9 protein-coding genes and 1 pseudogene are annotated in these 16906 nt (G+C 59.8%); all 10 read right to left on the bottom strand.

The annotated features are described in order from the left end of the window. Positions 1 to 4671, bottom strand: coding sequence for an RHS repeat-associated core domain-containing protein (locus AC1RKH_RS06200; protein ID WP_493062045.1), 4671 nt, complete (start codon positions 4669 to 4671; stop codon positions 1 to 3). Continuing rightward, on the bottom strand, positions 4671 to 5408 hold the full coding sequence (locus AC1RKH_RS06195) for a DUF4123 domain-containing protein (protein WP_493062046.1): 738 nt from the start codon (positions 5406 to 5408) through the stop codon (positions 4671 to 4673). The genes AC1RKH_RS06200 and AC1RKH_RS06195 overlap by 1 nt, the downstream gene beginning before the upstream one ends. Further along, positions 5398 to 7440, bottom strand: coding sequence for a type VI secretion system Vgr family protein (locus AC1RKH_RS06190; RefSeq protein ID WP_493062249.1), 2043 nt, complete (start codon positions 7438 to 7440; stop codon positions 5398 to 5400). Before AC1RKH_RS06190 ends, AC1RKH_RS06195 begins: the two co-directional genes overlap by 11 nt. A gap of 133 nt (positions 7441 to 7573) precedes the next feature. After that, a complete protein-coding gene (locus tag AC1RKH_RS06185) occupies positions 7574 to 8092 on the bottom strand; it encodes an Hcp family type VI secretion system effector (protein ID WP_123423869.1) in 519 nt (172 codons plus the stop codon). Between the two features lie 455 nt (positions 8093 to 8547). Continuing rightward, the gene (locus tag AC1RKH_RS06180) at positions 8548 to 9066 is read right to left on the bottom strand and encodes an Hcp family type VI secretion system effector (protein WP_493062047.1); all 519 of its coding nucleotides are present in this window, start codon (positions 9064 to 9066) and stop codon (positions 8548 to 8550) included. Between the two features lie 124 nt (positions 9067 to 9190). Continuing rightward, entirely contained in the window at positions 9191 to 9406 is a 216-nt protein-coding gene (locus tag AC1RKH_RS06175; RefSeq protein WP_493062048.1) for a hypothetical protein, read from the bottom strand. Between the two features lie 10 nt (positions 9407 to 9416). Next, on the bottom strand, positions 9417 to 10880 hold the full coding sequence (gene selO, locus AC1RKH_RS06170; RefSeq protein ID WP_493062049.1) for a protein adenylyltransferase SelO: 1464 nt from the start codon (positions 10878 to 10880) through the stop codon (positions 9417 to 9419). A 58-nt stretch (positions 10881 to 10938) separates the two neighbouring features. Next, complete coding sequence (mscK, locus tag AC1RKH_RS06165; RefSeq protein ID WP_493062050.1) at positions 10939 to 14286, bottom strand: mechanosensitive channel MscK; 3348 nt, start codon at positions 14284 to 14286, stop codon at positions 10939 to 10941. A 34-nt stretch (positions 14287 to 14320) separates the two neighbouring features. Further along, entirely contained in the window at positions 14321 to 16063 is a 1743-nt protein-coding gene (locus AC1RKH_RS06160; RefSeq protein WP_493062051.1) for a potassium/proton antiporter, read from the bottom strand. A 231-nt stretch (positions 16064 to 16294) separates the two neighbouring features. Further along, positions 16295 to 16894 (bottom strand): annotated as a pseudogene (locus tag AC1RKH_RS06155) (methyl-accepting chemotaxis protein); the annotation flags it as partial. Positions 16895 to 16906 lie beyond the last annotated feature (12 nt).

The raw sequence follows: 16906 nt of genomic DNA, 5'->3' as shown, positions 1-16906 counted from the left end.
TTATTCCTTGAAATAGAAGTGGTCTTTTGCACCGGGAACTTTACCAGTTCTAGTGTTTTCAATCGGCCTTAAATTCAAATGCGCGGTCTGGTCGCCTACGTTTCCGGGCTCATGATATTGGTGGCCGGCGGTGTGGTCTTGAATGATCACTTTTGAACCATCAGCGCGCGTGTATTGGTACTCTTTGGTGAGTATCGGTTTCCCCTCACTGTTCAAAATACTTTCACCAGCTTTGTCTGTCATTCTTACATACTTATATTGGCTCGTTTTCCCTGTTGTGGGGTCGTACACAGGGTCTGGGTGTTGCGTTCTTGGAATCCCGGCTGCGGATTTCGCCTGCTTGAAAGCGCCATTTCGAGAAACCTCGGGAGGTGTCGGCTCGCCCGGTTTACCGCATAGAGGATTATTTTCACTTCCAGGGCAATTGCTATTCAACCCCAACGGATCCACCCACCCCGTAGGGTTAGGCACGTACTGGTAGTTGTTCAACCCCCCAGCCAGCTTGATCGGATCCGGCGTCAAAAACCGTCCGGTGCCCGGATTGTAGTAGCGATGCCGGTTGTAGTGTAAGCCCGTCTCAGCATCGAAATACTGACCCTGAAAGCGCAGCGGGTTGTCAATTTCGGCGACGTCCAGCGTGGCCAGGTTGCCATAGGCGCGGTACTTGGCGGACCACATGATCTCGCCGCTGTAGTCGGTGAGTTCCTGCGGGGTGCCGAGGTGGTCGAGTTGGTAGTAGAACGGTTCGGCCTTAAGCGGGCCTTCGCCGTCGAGCATGGCCAAGGGGCGGAAGGTGCCGGGTTCGTAGATGTAGCTGCGGTAGCGGTTGTTGGCGCTTTCGGCGATCAGCCGTTCGCCTTGCCAGAGGAACTCGGTGGTGTGGCCATCGACGGTCTTGGCGATACGGCGGCCGAAGGCGTCGTACTTGTAGGTGGCGTTGCTGCCACCGGGCAGGCTGACGCCGATCAGGCGGTGCTGGCAGTCGTAGCGGTACACGGTGACGAGTTTCTGCCCGGTGCCGCGGCGTTCGCGGGTCAGGTTGCCGTAGGCGTCGTAGTCGTAATGGCGGTCGCCCTGCATCAGCAGGCGGTTGCCTTTGACGTTGGCCAGGTTGGCGGCGGGCTGGTCGCCTTGGCCCAGCAGGTTACCGGCCGGGTCGTGGGCGAAGGTTTCCGGGGTACTGCCGCGTACGTTGATCAGCCGGTCGAGCGGGTCGTAGTGGTAGCTGCGATTGCCCTTGCGGCTGTCATCGATGCCCGCGAGATTGCCGTTGGCGTCGTAGGCGTAGCGGCGCTGGAACAGGTTGCGTTCCTGCTGGCTGACGCTGTGCGCCTGCAACCGGCCTTGTTCGTCGTACTGGTATTGGCTGAGCAGCAGGCCTTGCTGGCGCTGCTGTTCGCGGCCGGCGCTGAACTGGTGGGTGGTCAGGCGCGCGCCGTTGAGGTCGATGCTGCTCAGGCGGCCGCCGGTTTGGTGGCGATAGTCGAGCTTGCTGCCGTCGGGCAGGCGGCAATGGCTCAACTGGCCGAGCGTGTCGTACTCATAACGCAGGGTGCCCCAGCCCTGATGCTCGGTGATCAGGCGGTCTTGCAGGTCGTACTCGTAGGCGAGCGGCCAGTGACCGTCGTCGACGTTCACCAACCGACCGAGGGCGTCGTAGCTGTAGTGAATGGCTTCACCATCGGCCAGGGTTTTTACCAGCAAGCGGCCGGCTGCATCGCGTTGATATTCGGTGACCAGTTCGCTGCCGTCGTCGCCGAATTCGGTTTTCTTCAGCAGTTGGCCATTCAGGTCATATTCGTAAGCGGTACGCCGCCCGTCGAAGCCGGTTTCCTGCTGGATCAGGCCGTTGGCGTAGTAATCGAGGTGGTAGTGCTCGCCACGTTCGTTTTCGATCTCGCTGAGTAGTAGCCGCGAGTTGTCATAGCGATAACGCAGCTGGCTGCCGTCCGGGTTGATACGGCGGCTGACCAGATGCAAACCGTCGGCGTATTCGTAGCGGGTGACGCGACCCAGTTCATCGCGTTCGGCGGTAACGCGGCCATAAGGGTTGTAGCTGAAGGCACGGGTGGCGCCGCCGGGCAGGGTGATTTGCGCGAGGCGGTTGGCGTTGTCCCATTGGTAGTGGGTGATGGCGCCGCTTTCTTCCTGACGGGTGATCTGCCGCCCGAGGGCGTCGTAGCGGTATTTGCGTTGGCCGCCGTCCGGCAGGCGTTCTTCCAGTAGTTGGCCGAGGTTGTTCCAGCCCAGTTGATGGCGGCTACCGTCCGGGTGGCGGATCTCCAGTAGACGGCCTTGGCGGTCGTAGCTGTAGGACGTTGCGTTGCCATCTGGATCGATCTGTTGGGTAATGTCGCCCTGGTTGTTGCGCTGGTATTTCCAGGTCGCCTTGCCACGATGGACTTCACTGACGAAACCGTCACTGTACTCGTAGGAGGTCGGCTCATCCTCTGGCGGAACAACGGCAGTCATGCGACCGGCTTCGTTGTAGTGGTACTCGGTCACCGCCCCCAGCGGGTCTTTTTCGGCGATCAAGCGACCCTTGTCGTCATAGGCCTTGAGGTGTTCGGCACCATCCGGGTCGACTTTGCTGACCAACCGCGCCTGATCGTCGTGGGTGTAGATCTCTTCGCTGCCGTCCGCGTTGGTAACGGTGACGCTGCCCTTGTCATCCCAGACGTAGTGCGCATCCATCTGCGAGAAGCTCGCCCAGTGATGGATGCAGCGCGCCGACTTGCCTTCTTTTTCCCATTCCCAGAAGAAGCTCGCGCCACCGGCCAGTTGCCGTTCAAGGATCACGTTCTGATCGTTGTAGGCATAGCGCTCGGCTTCACCGGCAGCGTTCTTCGCCTCGATCAGGCGCCACTGTGCGTCGTAGCTATAAGTGATCAGTGTCTGGATCGTGCTCCAGGCATCTTCCAGGTTGTCGGCTGGGCTGAACTGCTGATAGTCGACGGCGATGATGTGTTTGCGGTCGTAACGCAGGAGCAAGGCACGACCGGCGCCGTTGTCGACCCGTTTGATGCGCCCGTGAATGTCACGAGTGATGTGCAGACGGTTGCCGTAATCGTCGCTGATGGCGATCAGCGTCGCGCCTTTGCTGTTGTAGCGGAAGTGGTAGAACCGGGCGCGTTCGCCGGCCTGAGTGAGGATCAGCTCGGACGGATCGTCACCGAGGAAAATCGCCGCTTCCGACAGGCTGTTGGTGATCGCCGGGCGTTGCACGCTTGGCAGCGGGAACGTCGTGACACGGTTTTCGTGGTCGGTCCAGACCACGTCGTCGCCTTCGATGTCGACGCGTTGCGCCAGTGCGTGGCTCCATCCGTAGCCGAGGCCGCAATCGATTTCAGCGGCGCTGGTGCGGTAGAGGCGAGTCCACTCGAAGGGCAGCAGGCCGTTGAGTTGGCCATCGGTCAGGGTCAGCAGTTCTTCACCGGTGACCATGGAGACCGGGCAGCCGTTGGTGCAGGTCTTCTTGGCGCACGTCGCGCTTTTTTCGTCGGGGTTTTTTGACTGTTTGGACGCGTCGTGGTGGGGCTTTTCAGCTTTCTCCAGTTTCGAGTTGCGCTTGCCATCGAAGCGCAACTGCGCCAAACCTTTCTTCATCTGAGCCGTCACACCACGCGCTGCAACAGCGGTGTATTTCTCGACGTACTCCATGAAGCCTTTGATGATCTTGAACACGGACTCGACAAAACCGGTCACGGCCTTGATAACGATTTCGCCGTAATTTTTCAGCCGCGCTGCGAGGTAAATGACGCCGGTACCTTCCGCTGCAATGGTCAGCACTATCGAAATCACGATGTCGATCGCGATCCCGACGACGGCTGCTGTCGCCACTTTCGCGGCTTTGCCAGCCATCTGTGTCGGTGGTAAGCCGGCCAACCAGATGAGGGCGCTGCGCACCATCAGGAACAGGGCGGCCTCGTCACTGGCAAGCAGCATGGCCTTTTTCATGACGTCGGGTGCTTGCAGGGCCAGGTCTTTCAGTTTCTGGGCGCCAGCCCCGAGGTCTTTAGCGAACTTTCCTGGATCTTGCAGGATATCGAGCACCATGCTGATCCCGTCCCACACCCCCTTGATCGCTTCCCAACCGCCTTCCAGGATGCCGTTGCCGACGGCCATGGCGGCAGACGAAGCGGACTGGGTCGCCCATTGAGGTTTGAACCCTGCCCATTCCTTGCGCAGGAAACCTTCCAGCTGACCGGTCAGGCCGTCATAGGATTTGAACAAGGTATCGATCTGAGCCGGTGTCACTTCATTGTGAACCCGGATCTTGTAGAACTTGCCCGGCACACCACCGGTCCAGCTGGCTTTGCCCTTGGCGTCCAGTTTGACTTTGCTGACCGCACCACCTTCCACCGCAACGATTTCGACTTCGATGTCGCCGATCGGGATGTCATAGACCGATTCGAATTTGCTTTCGATCAGCAGCGGCCCCTTGAGCGGGCACTGGGCCACGCTCGAGAAGTCACCGTCGGTCATGGTGACCGATTTGCTGGTGTTTCCGACCTTGAGCACCCGCTCCATGCCCAGCAGCGAGGGCATATCGGTCGCCCGACTGACCTTGTCGGCCGCTTTGGCGTACCAGGTTTGGGTTTGCTCGCGGTACAGCGTCAGGCTGTCCTTGAAGGTACTCAGTTGGTTGTCGACGTAGGCAACGCGATCCATCAGCCTTGCTCCAGAATCAGGTGGTTTAGCAGTGTTTCATTAAGGGGGTTCGGAGCATCGGGGCGGCGCACGAAATGGGCGACTTTGAGCCTCAGGTTGCTCTCGGGATAAGCGGCGTAGATGTCTGGGCGTTCCTCGCTCAGCCATTGCATCAGGTTGTCGATCAGGGTCGATGGGTCTTTGGCCGCGAGCCGATCAAGCAACCCCTGCGGCACTTCCCACCACGGCCACACCTTGGCCGGTGGCACGCCGCGGGCGCCGACTTCCAGGGGTTGACCATTGATCAGGTAGCGCTCGAACACCGGCAGAATTTCACCGGCCCCGGCGCCGAGACCGTCGAGGATCGGGTAGATATGTCGGCCGTCCCAGAAGCGGAAAAAAACCTCGCTGCCGTCCGGCATGCGCACCTGGGTCAGGCTGCGCAAGTGTTCGAACACCACGTCCGGCGCACTGCTGGAAACCGCCAGCCAACCCCAGTCTTCGGCGTCGGTTTCGGCAACCCATTCGAGGAATGCCGAGCCGGGTTTCAGCTCGGCGAGGTACGGCATCACCGGCTGCCAGTCGGCATAAGGTGTGCCGCCCCAGATCGGGATCAGTTCGGTGGTCGCTTCTTGCTGGTAAAAGGCGTTGAGTGGCGCCGCATCGCTGGCGTTGCTGATGATCAGGTACAGGCGCTCGCCGGCTTGCAGTGGGCGGCTGGCGAGCCAGCTCCGGGGTGTCAGGCGATCAGATTGCACAGGCACCTGCCTTGCACTTTTCGCACTCTTCACAGAACGGCGCGTTGCGCTTGAGGGTGTTGATCTGCGCCGGGGTCAGTACGGCGCCGGCCTGGTCGGCATCGGCTTGTTTGAGTACGCCGGGCATCAACGGCGCCGCTGCGGTTCCGCTGCCGGGGCTGCCGCCGCTGTTCATGTTGATCGCCGGGCCACTGAGGGTCACGCCGCCGGCGTCGATCTTGATGAAGCTGCCGCCGCCCTTGAGGGTCAGTTCGCTGCCGGCTTCAAGCACCACTTTCAGGCCGCTGCTGAGGTGGATTTCCTGACCGGCTTCGATGAACTGGCCGGTGCCGATCTTGATGTGCTGGTTCACGCCGACGGTCAGGTGGTCGTTGGCGCGGGTTTCGACTTTGCGGTCGGCGTAGACGGTGTGGTGTTCTTCGGCCTTGAACTCGCTGTAGCTGTTGGCCTCGACGGTGTCGTGGCGTTCGTTGCCGACGCGGATCTTCTGGTCGTGTTCGATGTTTTCATCCCAGTCACGCTGGGCGTGCAGGAATATCTGCTCCTGGCCTTTCTTGTCTTCGATGCGCAGCTCGTTGTAGCCACCGCCACCGGGCGAGCTGAGGGTTTTGAAGGTGCTGCGGGTCTTGTTCGCCGGCAGGTCGTACGGAACGACGTTTTCCTTGTGGTACAGGCAGCCGCTGATCAGCGGCTGGTCGGGGTCGCCTTCGAGGAAGGTCACCAGCACTTCCATGCCGATGCGCGGGATGGCGATACCGCCGTAGTGGGCGCCGGCCCAGGCGGACGAGACGCGCAGCCAGCAGCTGGTCTTGTCGTCGGCCTGGCCTTCGCGGTCCCAGTGAAATTGCACCTTCACCCGACCGTACTGGTCGCAGTGGATCTCTTCACCTTTGGGGCCGGTGACCACCGCGCTCTGGCTGCCGAGAATGCGCGGTTTCGGGTGCACCAGCGGCGGACGGTTGGGCACGTCCCAGGGCGTGGCCTGAAAGCGGTTGCGGTAGCCCTGGTGGAAGTCATCCTTGAGGTCGGTGGTGTCGCTGGTCACCGACTCTTCGAGCACCTGCGGCTGCTTGCCTTCGTGAAGGATTTCAGTGAGCAGCCAGAGATCGTTCCACTTGGCTTTGGGGTGTTGGCTCAGGGCCAGGAAATGCCCGCTGACCAGCAGCGGCTGATCGCTTTTGCCTTCTGCCAATTGGTAGTCGCTGCGATGCCGTTCAAGGTTTCGCTTGGCCAGGTGCTTGCCGCGTTCGCGGTCGATGAAGCGCCCTGGGTAGTCGTAGTCTTCAAGGTCAGGTTTGGTGTCGCCGCGGGACTCGCTTTCGAGGGTGATGCGCGGTTTTTCGAAGTCGTAGTCACGGCGCGTGGTGCGGCTGGTGCGGGTTTCCAGGCGCAGGTCGAAGCGTTTGATCACCGGGTCGTTGGCGACCATGCCGGAGTCTTGCTGGTAGGCCACGGGCGCGAGTTTCGGGAACACCGTCTGGTCATCGCCGAACACCAGCTTGTGGGCGGTGGCGCTGTGCTGAAAGTGGTAATGAATACCTTCTTCCTCGCACAGGCGCTGGATGAAATGCAGGTCCGACTCATCGTACTGAACGCAGTACACGCGCTCGGGATAAATCGCCCCGACTTTGAATTCGTAGGCGTTGCTCTGGATGCCGTGCTCTTCGAGGACCTGGCCGATGATTTTCGGCACGCTGAGGTTCTGGAAGATGCGTTGGTTGATGCGGTGCGCCAGGTAAGACAACTGCGGGCGCAGGGTCACCGAGTAGCGGGTCAGGCGTTTACCGGCATCGCCTTGGGCCACGCGATAGATCTGCCCGTGAATGCCCGTGCCGTTTTGCGCGAGCTGCAAAAACGCCGGTTTGTGCAACAGGCTTTCGAGGTCCAGAGACGGGTTTTCGCTGACCAGTTCGACGTCGAACTGAAATGGCTGACTGATGGCTTCTCGACCGGTGAGGGCAAGTACCTGGAGATCGTTCGCCAGACCTTCTACGGTCAGGGCGAAGTGAGTCTGGTTGGCCGGCGCGAACATCCGTTGTTCCTCGTGCAGTGCTGCGGCATCCATCGATAGCCGTTTGGGCGATCAACGAAGGCAAGAATTCTTGGGTGGCGCAAACAACATCGACCAGCAGAGCTGGCCGATGTTTTGAAACGGTCGGCCAGACTTAGCCAGCGACCGGGGAACGCCAGTCATCGGAACCCGAAGTACCGGATACTTCGTGGGTCCAGGTGATTTTGCGGTAGGTGAACTCTACGTCTTCCAGGTGAGTGAAGTGCGAGTTCGACGGGTCTTGGCAGTTGTGCATGTAGTCTTTGATGTCGACGATGATCGCGTCTTCAAGCTTGGTGGTGAAGTAGTGTTCCTGGGTGCCGGCAGCCGAAGTGCGGTACCACTGGATGGTGATTTCGGTCAGGCGCTCGCCGGAAGTCAGCGCAGCCAGCAGCAGTGGCGAGGACTTGTCGAACACCTTGGTGATTTTTACTGGCTTGTGAACGCGCTGGCCGGTTGGTTGGCCGGACTGCGGGTCACGCGGGATGATCACTTCGTGGCTGAAACCCTGAACCATGACCTGGTCTTCGTGACCTTCCTGGTAGGTGTTGCCAACCGAATCAGCGGTGAATGCACCGGCGGTGATCAGGCCTTGTTTGGTGCCAGTGATGGACATATACGCTGGTGTAGCCATGGATGCTCTCCTTGCTAAATAAATGAGGGTGCCCGGGAGGCGAGATCGCCCGGTGGGTACTCCTACATATCAAGCTTCGTGCCATGTAGTACATTTCGTATATAAATCAATGATGTATGCGATATCAGTGTCGGGCTTGTCCGGTTTGCCTGTAGGAAAAGTCGCTAATGTGCGCAAGAAGTTGCACAGTACTGCGCAACTTCTTGCGCACTTGGCTGCAGGCCTTGTGTGGCGTGGCCTGGAGCAGGAATGGTCGATGTTTTTCAGAAGGTGAGTGCGCAAGAAGTTGCGCACTTGGTTTTTTTGCTTTGTTCGTGGGGCACATTGAAGCGAATCGAGCGAGGCGGTGCGATGATTTGTAGTTCTTATGACGTGTCGCCTTGCGAGTGCCCCTGACGCGAAAGTTTTGCACCGGTCAGTAGGGCTGGCCGATGCAAGCACTTGAGCAATCTGACTTAGCTGTGGATTGGGGCGCGCCAATCGTCAGAACCGGAAGTGCCCGATACTTCGTGGGTCCAAATGATTTTGCGGTAGGTGAAGTACACGTCTTCCAGATGAGTAAAGTGCGACATGTTCGGATCCTGGCAGTTTGGCATACGTGACTGGACCTCAACGATCAGTGCATCGACCAACTCAATGCTGAAATAGTGCTCCTGAGTGCCTGCATTGGATGTGCGATACCACGCCAAGTGGCAGTTCTCCAGCCTTTCACCGGAGGTCAGTGCGCTAAAGATCAACGGCGAAGACTTGTCGAAAACTTTGGTGATCATCAGGGGCTGATGTACGCGCTGGCCAGTCGGTTGGCCAGATTGTGGGTCTCTGGGAATGGTGACCTGATGCTGAAAAGCCTGAACCAGAATCTGATCTTCGTGACCTTCCTGGTAGATGTTGCCGACAGAGTCCTGGGTAAATGTGCCAGCTGTAATCAGACCTTGTTTTTCGCCAGTGATGCATAGATACGCGGGTGTTGGCATGTGTGTTTTCCTAGCCTGATAAACCAAAGGTGCCCGAGGGATGAAATTGCCCAGGGAGTACAGAGTGGTGATCAAGCTTCATGCCATTTAAATTTAATCTATAAAAATCAACAAGTTATGTTTTTTATCTGGCGAATATCGGTGTTTCGTCAAGAAAATTGCGCAACTTCTTGCGCACCACAGCGCAAGAAGTTGCGCAGTGCCTTGAAAGCCATACAGGCGATGCTGCAAGCTTGATTAAAACCAAGTTATCCACAGGCGCGTTGCGCAAGTTGTTGCGCATCATGGCCATGTGACTGTTTGCAGTGCGTGGCTTCAGAGTGGCCGTGGAAACCTTCATCTGACCGTCCTCACGACGAGCAACTGATCTCCAGGTGCTTACCCCACTCAGGCGGGCGCTCGGCGTAGCTGTCCATGCCTGGCTGTTCTTCGAACGGTTTGCTCAGTACCGTGTGCAGGCGGCGAACCTCTGCGTAGTCGCCACTTTCTGCCGCGTCGATGGCTTTCTGTGCCAGGTAGTTGCGCAGGATGTAGAGCGGGTTGACCGCGTGCATGCGGGTGCGGCGCTGTGCTTGATCGCTGTTGCCGTCGCGGGCGACGCGCGCGCAGTAGAGCTCGGCCCAGGCATCGAAACCCTTGATGTCGACGAAGTCGTCGCGCAAGCGGGCGACGGCAAGCTCCGCGGCTTGATCGCCCAGACGGCGGAAAAACAGGTTGTAGTCGACGCCACTGTTTTGCATCAGTTGCAGCAGTTTTTCGACCAGTTTCTGGTCGTCTTCTTCGCCAGTGGTCAAGCCGAGGCGACGGCGCATCAAGTCCAGGTAGTGAGCCTGATACAGCGGGAAGTACAAGCCGAGGGTTTCGCGTAGAGCGTCGACGCTGATGAACGTTGTCAGGGCCTGGGCCAGCGCGCTGAGGTTCCATTGGCCGATCGGCACCTGATTGCTGAACGAGTAGCGACCCTGATCATCGGAATGGTTGCAGATGAAATTCGCGTCAAAGTCGTCCAGGAAGGCAAACGGGCCGAAGTCGAAAGTGACGCCCAGGATCGACATGTTGTCGGTGTTCATCACCCCGTGGCAGAAACCATAAGCCTGCCATTTGGCGATCAGCTCGGCGTTGCGCTCGACGACTTCGCGGAACATCGCCAGGTAGGGTTCCGGTTGTTCCAGGCACTCGGGGAAGTGCATCGCCAATACGTGCTCGCCGAGTGCTTTCTGCTGTTCGGGCCGTTTGGTGTAGTAGAAGTACTCGAAGTGCCCAAAGCGCACATGGCTCTGCGCCAGGCGCAGGACCATTGCCGCCCGTTCCTGTTTCTCACGCCAGACCGGGGTGTTCGAACCGATCACGCACAGTGCGCGGGTGGTCGGGATGCCCAGGGCGTGCAACGCTTCAGACGCCAGGAACTCGCGAATCGACGAACGCAGCACCGCGCGACCATCGCCCATGCGCGAGTACGGCGTTTGCCCGGCACCCTTGAGGTGCAAGTCCCAGTGTTCGCCGGCCTCGTTGTAGACCTCGCCCAGCAGCAGCCCGCGACCGTCGCCCAATTGCGGGTTATAGGAGCCGAACTGGTGCCCGGAATAGACCATCGCCCGCGGCTCGGCTTCTGCCCATAGCTTGTGACCGCCGAACAGTTCGGCGAACACCGGCGTCTCGGCAACGCCCGGGTCCAGGTCCAGCAGGGCCATGGCCGCAGGGCTGGCAACCACCAGTCGTGGTTCGCCGATGGGCTCAGGCAGTACGTGGGTTGAGAGCGCATCGCCCAGGCGGGCGAAGCGGTTGTCGAAGGTCAGTTCGTCGAGGGCTTTCAACGGCCATCTCCAGCAAAATGTCCGAGCATTCTGCTGGGGAATGGCACGTGGCGTCCAGTCAGTCGAGATGCACCGACGGTGGCTCGGGTGGGGTCTTGCCTTTATCGGGAGACGTGGCGGGTTTGGCCGCATCGCTGGTCAGCAACAGCTGTTCCTGGCCTGTCAGGTTTTTCAGGTGGATATCCACCTGACGGAAAGCGATGTTGATGTTGTGCTTCTTGAACTCGCTGTTGATGAACCGGTTGATTTCATCGAGTGCCGGGTTACGGTCGCCGAGGTCTCGGACATGAATACGCAGCTCGTGATCGAGGGTGCTTTCACCGAAGTTCAGGAAAAATACCGAGGGCGTAGGGTCCTTCAGCACGCGCGGGTTTTCCATGGCGGCTCTGAGCAGCAGGGTTCGCACCAGCTCCAGGTCCGAATCGTAGCCGACGCCCAGCTTGAGGGTTACCCGGGTCACGGTGTCGGTCAGCGACCAGTTGATCAGTTGCCCGGTGATGAACGTCTTGTTCGGGACAATGATGTCCTTGCGGTCGAAGTCGGTGATGGTGGTAGCGCGGATGCGGATTTTGCTCACCGTGCCCGACAGGTTGCCGATGGTGATGGTGTCACCGATTCGTACCGGACGTTCGAACAGGATCATGATCCCGGAGATGAAGTTGGCGAAGATCTCCTGCATGCCGAAACCCAGACCCACCGAGAGTGCTGCGACCAGCCATTGCAGTTTGTCCCAGCTCACGCCGAGGGTCGACAGGGTGGAGACAAAACCCACACCGGCAATCGCATAGGTCAGCAGGGTGGTTGTGGCGTAGGCGCTGCCCTGGGCCAGATCGAGCTTGGACAGCACCAGCACCTCGAGCAACCCCGGCAGGTTCCGCGCCAGGGCCACGGTAATACCGATGATGATCAGCGCACCGAGCATGTCGCCGATGCTGATCGGCACCATGCTCATGTTGGCACCGACGCCGCTGGTGTATTCGTACAACGTGATGTTGTCCAGGTACGAGAACACCGTGATCAGGTCTTTCCAGACCCAATACAGCGCAGCGATGAAACCACCGAGCAGGGCCAGACGAATCAGGCGCAGGGACTGTTCGTTGACCTTCTCGATGTCCAGTGTCGGTTCTTCGACAACCGCTTCACCGTCGCCGGCTTCCTTGGCGGCCTGGCGTTTGGTCAGGGCGCGCTGGTAGGCCAGACGCCGTGCCGCGACGGCCAGCCCGCGGACAAAGGTGGCTTCGATGATCAGCCAGAACATCAGCAGGTACAGGGTGTTGATCAACCTGTCGCTGAGTTTCAGTGCGGTGTAGAAATAGCCAAAGCACACGGCGATAAACAAGGCGATCGGTAGCACAGTGAATAGAATGCCGACCGCTTTGCGAAACAGTGAGGCGCTGTTATGTGTCGGGCTGTTGATCAGCAGGCGGCTGAGCAACCAGGCCATCAAGGCATAGCAGGTCAGCACCACGGCAATACCGATTACGTCGTCCGCCAGGGTCGCCGGTTGCAATTCGGCAACCGCCACGACCGCCACCAGCGCCAGCACCACCAGGCCAAGACGGCGGATCCAGCCGCGCAGGAATTCCACCTGAGGTTTGTCCCAGCGAAAGTGCAGTTCCGCCACGCCACCCGGCGCAAGGATCCGGTACGCGGTGTAGAACACCAGCCAGGCCTGGGCAATTTGCAGCAGCGCGGCGCCGAGGTTGGCGTTTTGCCCGCGGGCGTCGATCTGCAAGGCGAAACCGCACAGGGCCAGGGCCAGTGACACCGGCATTGCCAGCAACACGTTGATCAGGATCGCCTGCGGTGTGTGCCATTGACTGTCACGTTTGAAGTGACCGATGTCCTGGTGCACCTTGTTCAGTCGCGCATAGAGGTATTTGCGTCGCCAGACCAGGAAGCCGATCAGCAGCACCAACGGCAGAAACAACAGCGGCCGCTGGGTCAGGCCGTCGCCAAGCTCGCTCAGGCTCGAAGCCCATGGCAAAGTGATGACCTGTTTCTCCAGGCGGTCCGGCACACCGCGCATCCATTCGAAATCCAGCGGCTTGTTGCTGGGAATCCAGAACATCTGTTCGTCGAGGGTCGCTCGCAGGCTCTGGGCGGTGGTGAGCAATTGCTTCTGATTCAATTGCAGGGTGATGGATTCGTTGAGCAGCGCACTCAGTTCGCGGCTCAGGCGCTCCAGCAGGTCGGCGCGAGTGACGGCCAGATCGAGCAGGGTTTTGCGCAGTTGCGGGGTGACCTGATCGGCTGGCTGGCTCGCCAGCAAGTTATCCACATAAGCGCCGGGAGTACTGATCAGTTCGCGCTGTTGATTGACCTCGAACTGGTACAGGCGAATGTCGGCGATGTCGTTGGCCAGGTTCCGATCAAGCGTGAGCCGTGGCAAGGCCTGCTTTTGTTTATAGAGAATCTTGGACAGCAACAGACTGCCCTTGAGTACGCTGATCTGCTCGTCCAGCGCGGCGTCGCTTTGGGTCACGCTGTCGAGTTGCTGCTTGGTTTGCAGGTTCTGCTGGGTCAGTTCGTTGAGGCGGTCGGTGCTTTTGAGCAGGTAGTCGGAGAGCTTCAGGTTGGCAGCGCTTTCCGTGGCCAGCAGATTGCTGCCGCCGGCTTTTTGCGCTTCGATCGATTGCTGAGTCACCGTCTGTTGAGACTGGGCCAGGCGCTTCTGGTTGATCAGGGTTTGCAGGTCCTGGATCTCCCGCTCCATCCGTGCGGTTTTTTCCAGCAGCAAGTCGTGTTGGCTGTTGCCCAGGTCCTGCAGTTGACTGTTGCCAGCCAGTTCCTGACGACGCAGCGGGATCAGCGCATTCAACGCTGCCAGCTCGGCGTTGAGTGTGTCGCGTTGTTCGTTCGTAAGGGCTTTGCCGTTGTCTCTGCCCAGCTTGAGGATGCCGTTGATTTGCAGGATGCGCGTCTGGCTGGCGCTGATCTCGCCCTGGGCGCGCTCGGGGCGGGTCTGGGCGGTGATGATCAGGCTGTTGGCATCGGCCAGGGCTTTTTGCAGATCGCTTTGCTGGGTGCTGCGATCAGTGAGCATCTGCTCGAGTTGTGGTACCGACAGGTTGGCGTAACGTTGCTCGACCGGTACGGCTTTGCTGGCCTTGAGGCGTTCCAGCTCGCGCTGGTTTTCGATGTTCTGCTTGGGCGCAGTGCTCAATTGCTGCTTGAGGTCGTTCAGGCGCTTTTCGTAATCGTCTCTGTTGGACAGTTGAGTCAGCGTCTGTTGAAGCACCAGTTGCAGGGCTTTTTGATCGGCCTCGGGCAGTTTGCGCTCGGCAATCTTGTCCAGGCTCTTCTGCACGGTCTCGGCGGACGGCGGTTCGGCCGCTTGCAGGGAGCCGACGGAGAGACTGAGCCCGAGCAGGGCAATAGCAAAAAATGAGCGCAGAGTTGGCATAGAGACCGATCGAAAACGTAACGAAAAAAGGAGTTTAGAGGAACAACCCGGGGCCCGGGCGACTTCCTTCGGGAAATCTGACGCCCACTTTGGCGATCTTGTTCCCGTCCATGACCGCGACCGTCCAGATGGTGTTGTTCCATTCCACCTGGTCACCGACTACCGGAGCACCACCGACTTTCTGGGTAATGAAGCGACCGAGCGGCATGTCTGGATCGACCCCTTCGAGTTGCAGCCCATACAGCGCTGAAACCGCACCCAGCTGGGCGTCGCCTTCCAGAACGAAGTCACCGAAGAAACGCAAATCGAGGCCGCGTTGCGGCGCCTGACTGAAGAGTTTTCCGAGCGCCGGCAGGTTGTGTTCATGGCCGATAACGCAGAGCAAGTCGCCGACTTCAAGCACCGTACTACCCGACGGATGGAGCAGTTGCTGACGGCGAAACAGTGCCGCGATACGTGTGCCTTCGGGCATTTTCAGCTCGCGAAGGGCGGCGCCGATGCACCATTTCTCTGCGCCAAGACGGTACACGAACAGTTCCCACTCACTGGTGACGTGCACTTCAAGGGCGGCCCGAGAGATCGGCGCGGGTTCTGGTGGAACCGTCACCTTCAGCAGTTTGGCAACCCACGGCAGGCTGGTGCCTTGCACCAGCAGCGATACCAGCACGATGAAGAACGCGAGGTTGAAGTACAGCTGGGCGTTTGGCAGGCCGGCCATCAACGGGAACACCGCCAGAATGATCGGGACCGCGCCGCGCAGGCCAACCCAGGAGATAAAGGCCTTCTCGCGCCCATGGAAAGCCTTGAACGGCAGCAGGCCGACCATCACCGACAGCGGCCGTGCAAACAGAATCATCCACAGCGCCAGACCGAGAGCGGGCAGGGCAATGGGTAGCAAGTCGTGGGGTGTCACCAGCAGCCCCAGCACCAGGAACATACCGATCTGCGCCAGCCAGGCCATGCCGTCGAGCATGTGCAGAATGCCGTGGCGGCTGCGCACCGGACGGTTGCCGATCACCAGGCCACACAGGTACACCGCGAGAAAACCGCTGCCGTGCAAGGCGTTGGTCAGGGCGAACACCACCAGACCGCCAGCGATCACCAGAATCGGGTACAGGCCGGTGGCCAGGTGGATTCGATTGACCATTTGCAGCATCAGCCAGCCACCGCCCAGACCGACGATGGCGCCGATGCCGAACTCACGAAACAGGTGAGTGAGCAGGCTCCAGTGCAGGCCGGTCTGGCCGCTGGCGAGCATGTCGATCAAGGTGACGGTGAGAAACACCGCCATCGGGTCGTTGCTGCCGGATTCGATTTCCAGGCTGGCGGTCACCCGTTCGTTGAGACCTTTGCCACCCAGCAGCGAGAACACCGCTGCGGCGTCGGTGGAGCCGACGATGGCGCCAATCAGCAGACCCTGGATCAGGTTCAGGTTGAACAGCCAGGCCGCGGCCAGGCCGGTCAGCCCGGTGGTGATCAGTACCCCGACGGTGGCCAGCGACAGCGCCGGCCATAACGCCACGCGGAAACTCGCGACCCGGGTGCGTAATCCGCCGTCGAGCAGGATCACGGCCAGCGCGAGGTTGCCGACCAGATAGGCGGTTGGGTAGTTATCGAAGATGATGCCGCCGCCGTCGACGCCGGCAGCCATGCCCACGGCCAGGATGATCACCAGAATCGGGATCCCGAGGCGGGACGAAAGTGAGCTCACCAGAATGCTCGCACCTACCAGCAACGCGCCGATCAAGAACAGGCTGTTGATGGTCGTCGCATTCAATGGCAGTACTCCGGGAAGCTGAAAGACAGGCGCAGACTGACCATGCAGTCTGCGTGCCAGCGATTCTAACCTGTTGAAATGTGATGCTGTCAAAAAGCTTTTGACGGGGGAACTGATCGTTCCCACGCTCCCGCGTGGGAATGCCTCAGTGGACGCTCCGCGTCCGCTCTTGATGTGACGCGGAGCGTCACGGGCTGCGTTCCCACGCAGAGCGTGGGAACGATCGTCGGATCAGAGGCTAAACCGCCCAACCATATTGTTCAGGTCCAGCGCCAAACGCGACAGTTCGTTGCTCGCAGCGCTGGTCTGGTTGGCGCCGGTGGCGGATTGCACCGACAGGTCGCGGATGTTCACCAGGTTACGGTCGACTTCACGGGCTACTTGGGCCTGTTCTTCGGCAGCGCTGGCGATCACCAGGTTGCGCTCGTTGATTTCGACAATGGCGCTGTTGATGGTGTCCAGCGACATGCCGGCGCCACGAGCGATGTTCAGGGTCGACTCTGCGCGCTCGGTGCTGTTGCGCATCGAGTCAACAGCGTGTTCGGTGCCGCTCTGGATGCTGCCGATCATGCGTTCGATTTCGCTGGTCGATTGCTGCGTGCGATGCGCCAGGGCGCGAACTTCGTCGGCCACCACGGCAAAACCGCGACCGGCTTCACCGGCACGCGCTGCTTCGATGGCGGCGTTCAGGGCCAACAGGTTGGTCTGGTCAGCCAGGCCGCGAATCACGTCCAGCACCTTGCCGATGTCTCGTGACTCGTTGGCCAGATCGCCGATCAGGGTGGCAGTGCTCTGCACATCAGCGCTCATGCGTTCGATGGCGCTGACGGTTTCCTGCACCAG

Source organism: Pseudomonas sp. GW822-FHT06B12 (assembly GCF_058799675.1).
Note: the sequence above shows the minus strand (reverse complement) of the source record. Positions and strands in the feature narration are given on the sequence as shown.

Coding starts and splice junctions, on each gene's coding strand:
- AC1RKH_RS06190 (WP_493062249.1), bottom strand. CDS start 7,440: ATGTTCGCGCCGGCCAACCAGACTCACTTCGCCCTGACCGTAGAAGGT.
- AC1RKH_RS06180 (WP_493062047.1), bottom strand. CDS start 9,066: ATGCCAACACCCGCGTATCTATGCATCACTGGCGAAAAACAAGGTCTG.
- mscK (WP_493062050.1), bottom strand. CDS start 14,286: ATGCCAACTCTGCGCTCATTTTTTGCTATTGCCCTGCTCGGGCTCAGT.
- AC1RKH_RS06200 (WP_493062045.1), bottom strand. CDS start 4,671: ATGGATCGCGTTGCCTACGTCGACAACCAACTGAGTACCTTCAAGGAC.
- AC1RKH_RS06185 (WP_123423869.1), bottom strand. CDS start 8,092: ATGGCTACACCAGCGTATATGTCCATCACTGGCACCAAACAAGGCCTG.
- AC1RKH_RS06175 (WP_493062048.1), bottom strand. CDS start 9,406: ATGAAGGTTTCCACGGCCACTCTGAAGCCACGCACTGCAAACAGTCAC.